The organism is Acidiphilium sp. 20-67-58 (assembly GCF_002255515.1).
GTDB lineage: Bacteria > Pseudomonadota > Alphaproteobacteria > Acetobacterales > Acetobacteraceae > Acidiphilium.
The window spans coordinates 1-3,158 of record NZ_NCAS01000085.1; the positions used below are offsets into that span (position 1 = coordinate 1).

General features: G+C 63.6%; 3 protein-coding genes and 2 pseudogenes. 4 read left to right on the forward strand and 1 reads right to left on the reverse strand.

Translation table 11 applies throughout. The annotated features are described in order from the left end of the window. From B7Z76_RS15910 to B7Z76_RS15925, 4 genes and pseudogenes are all read left to right on the forward strand, one after another. Window positions 1-230: pseudogene (locus B7Z76_RS15910) on the forward strand (transposase); the annotation flags it as partial. Continuing rightward, window positions 227-568, forward strand: coding sequence for an IS66 family insertion sequence element accessory protein TnpB (tnpB, locus tag B7Z76_RS15915; RefSeq protein WP_291345218.1), 342 nt, complete (start codon window positions 227-229; stop codon window positions 566-568). The pseudogene B7Z76_RS15910 and the gene tnpB, both read left to right, overlap by 4 nt. Before the next feature lie 137 nt (window positions 569-705). Next, window positions 706-2,299, forward strand: a pseudogene (gene tnpC / locus B7Z76_RS15920) (IS66 family transposase). Further along, on the forward strand, window positions 2,292-2,729 hold the full coding sequence (locus tag B7Z76_RS15925; protein ID WP_291345220.1) for a hypothetical protein: 438 nt from the start codon (window positions 2,292-2,294) through the stop codon (window positions 2,727-2,729). Before tnpC ends, B7Z76_RS15925 begins: the two are co-directional and overlap by 8 nt. A 64-nt stretch (window positions 2,730-2,793) precedes the next feature. Here B7Z76_RS15925 and B7Z76_RS15930 read toward each other — a convergent pair whose 3' ends face one another. After that, the gene (locus B7Z76_RS15930; protein ID WP_291345222.1) at window positions 2,794-3,003 is read right to left on the reverse strand and encodes an SOS response-associated peptidase family protein; all 210 of its coding nucleotides are present in this window, start codon (window positions 3,001-3,003) and stop codon (window positions 2,794-2,796) included. Between the last annotated feature and the right edge of the window lie 155 nt (window positions 3,004-3,158).

Genomic DNA, 3,158 nt, shown 5'->3' on the forward strand with positions numbered 1-3,158 from the left:
GCGAATTGGGGTTGGTTTCGACGCCTGCGGAATTCCTGCCGGTTCATGTGGCGCCGGAGCCGTCTGCTGCCGTGATGATTGCAGGGGCTGAAGATACGGACCCGGCGTCTGTGGTAACGCCGCGCAGCCAGGGCCGGATCGAGGTTCGCTTGGCGGGCGGTGCGCACGTGGTGATCGAGGGGATGGTGGCGCCTGCGGTGATATCCGCAACGCTGAAGGCACTGGGATGATCCCTGCTGGAGCGCGTGTGTGGATTGCCTTGGGCCATACGGACATGCGCCGCGGCATGCAGGGTCTGGCGCACCAGGTCGAGCAGGGGCTGAAGCGGGATCCGCACGGCGGGGATCTGTTTGTATTCCGCGGCAGGTCGGGCTCGCTGGTGAAGATCATCTGGCATGACGGTGTGGGGATGTCGCTGTATTCGAAGCGGCTGGAGAAGGGGTATTTCCCGTGGCCGTCGGCGAAGGATGGGGTGGTCTCGTTGACGAGTTCGCAGCTGGCCTGCCTGCTGGAGGGGATCGACTGGCGCAATCCGCGCTATTCGTGGCGCCCGGCGCGTGCGGGGTAGAGCCCTGGATTTTTATCGGCTGACGGGCATCTTGTGGCTTCAAATCATGGAGTTTCTGTGATTCTCTCGGGGGCGTGGAAACCTCCGGAACCACTCTTCCGAACGACGTCGAGGCGCTGAAAGCGCTGGTGCTTTCGATGACCCGCCGGGCCGATGAAGCCGAGGCCAGACTGGCGGATGCGCGTGCCCGGGAGAGTGCGACCGAGGCGTTGATCGCGCATCTCAAGCTGCAGATTGCCCGTCTGCGGCGCGAGCAATTCGGTGCCAGCGCCGAGCGCAGCCGCCGTCTGCTCGATCAGCTGGAACTGCAGCTCGAAGATCTCGAGGCCGATGCCTGTGAAGACGGGCTGGCCGCCGAAGCCGCTGCGGTAAAGACGACGCGTGTCGGTGGTTTCGAGCGCAAGCGCCCGGCCAGAAAACCCTTTCCCGAACACCTGCCGCGTGAGCGCGTGGTGATCGAGGCCCCTTGCGCCTGTCCTGCCTGCGGCAGCACCAGGCTGTCGAAGCTGGGGGAGGACATCACCGAGACGCTGGAGGTGATCCCGCGGCAGTGGAAGGTGATCCAGACCGTGCGGGAGAAATTCTCCTGCCGGGCCTGCGAGGCGATCGCGCAGCCGCCGGCACCGTTCCACGTCGTTCCCCGCGGGTGGGCAGGAGCGAGCTTCCTCGCGATGCTTTTGTTCGAGAAGTATGGCCAGCATCAGCCGCTCAACCGCCAGGCCGAGCGCTTTGCCCGCGAGGGTGTTCAACTCAGCGTCTCGACCCTGGCCGACCAGGTTGGGGCGGCATGTCATGCGCTGATGCCGCTCTACCGGCTGATCGAGACCCATGTTCATGCGGCCGCGCGCCTGCATGGCGATGACACCACGGTGCCGGTCATGGCACGGGGCAAGACCGATACGGCCCGGCTATGGGTCTATGTGCGTGATGACCGGCCCTTCGGCGGCTCCGATCCCCCGGCGGCATTGTTCCATTATTCGCGGGACCGGCGCGGCGAGCATCCACAGGCCCATCTTGCCGGCTGGTCGGGCATCCTCCAGGCCGATGCCTACGGCGGTTATGGCGAACTATACAAAGATGGCCGCACACCTGCACCAGTGCGTGAGGCCGGATGCTACGCACACGCCCGGCGAAAATTCTTCGAACTGGCCGATATCGGTGCCGCAGCGCACAAGAAGAGCCGTGGCGGGCAAGCCGCCACGATCTATCCGATCGCGATCGAGGCCGTGCGGCGGCTCGATGCCCTGTTCGAGATCGAGCGAACCATCAACGGAAAGACGGCCGCCGAACGGCTGGCTGTGCGGCAGGATCTCAGCGCGCCGCTGGTTACCGAGCTCCATGCCTGGCTGAACGGCCAGATCACGAAGCTCTCGCGCCATCACGACCTTGCCAAAGCCATCAACTACATGCTCCGCCGCTGGGAGGCATTCACCCGCTTCCTTGAGGATGGTCGGGTCTGCCTCAGCAACAACGCGGCCGAACGCGCCCTGCGTTGCGTGCCGCTCGGCCGCAAGGCGTGGCTGTTCTGCGGCTCGGATCGCGGCGGTGAACGGGCCGCCATCCTCTACACCCTGCCGGCTCAATAACGTCGATCCACAAGCCTGGCTCGCCGACGTGCTCGCCAGGATCAACGATCATCCCGCAAGCTGCCTCGACCAGTTGTTGCCCTGGAACTGGGGCAACGCCAGCAAAGTCCTGGCAAGTGCAACGGAAGAGGCTGGACGTGTCTGAAGAGGCCGTACTTCGGGAGAAGCTGCGAAAGATCGAGGCGTTGTTCGCCGGAGCCGGAACGATCGGCGAACGCACAGCGGCCGAGGCCGCACTCGGGCGCGTTCATGCACGGCTGGCGGAACTTCAGGGCCGGGACAGGACAGTCGAGATGCAGTTCTCACTGCGCGATCAATGGTCACGCCGATTGTTCCTGGCGTTGTGCCGACGCTATGGCTTGAAGCCATACCGCCTTTACCGGCAACGCCTGACCACCGTCATGTTGCGGGTACCGCAGGCATTTGTCGATCAGGTGTTGTGGCCGGAATTCCAGGAACTCAACAACGCCTTGACCCAGTATCTGAACGACGTCACAGATCGCGTCATCCGTGAAGAGGTCCATCGCGACACAAGTGAGGCCACCGAGATGGGCCAGGCTCTGCCTTCAAAATAATCAAACAGAACCAACCGCCACAGCCGCTCCCTCCCACAAGCCAACAGAATACAAGACCCGCGGTTCACGCCGGATGCTTACAGTGCGGCACCAGACCCCAACTCAGGAGGTCGATGCGCCGCTCGCCGGTTTCAGGATGTCGGCGGACAACCAGCGCCCGTTGCGACGGGGCGATATTCCAGGACGGCCGTGCATCTGCCGGCGCTGAATTGACCGCCCCGAACAGCTTGCGGATCGCTTCAACCGGCTGGAAGGCTGCAAAACGTCCGCACATGGCGCCTCTTGCTCTCCTAAAATGTTCTCCATATGTTCTAGTCAATGGAGGCGTATATGGGAAGCTACACAGGCGGGAATACCACAGGTTTCGTCAGCCCCGCAGGTGATAGCCTGGAGGGACCGATCGATCTGTCCGAGATCCTCGATCTCCGC

What these genes read in the sequence shown, in the direction of transcription:
- tnpB (WP_291345218.1), top strand. Translation starts at nt 227, where the DNA reads ATGATCCCTGCTGGAGCGCGTGTGTGGATTGCCTTGGGCCATACGGAC.
- B7Z76_RS15930 (WP_291345222.1), bottom strand. Translation starts at nt 3,003, where the DNA reads ATGTGCGGACGTTTTGCAGCCTTCCAGCCGGTTGAAGCGATCCGCAAG.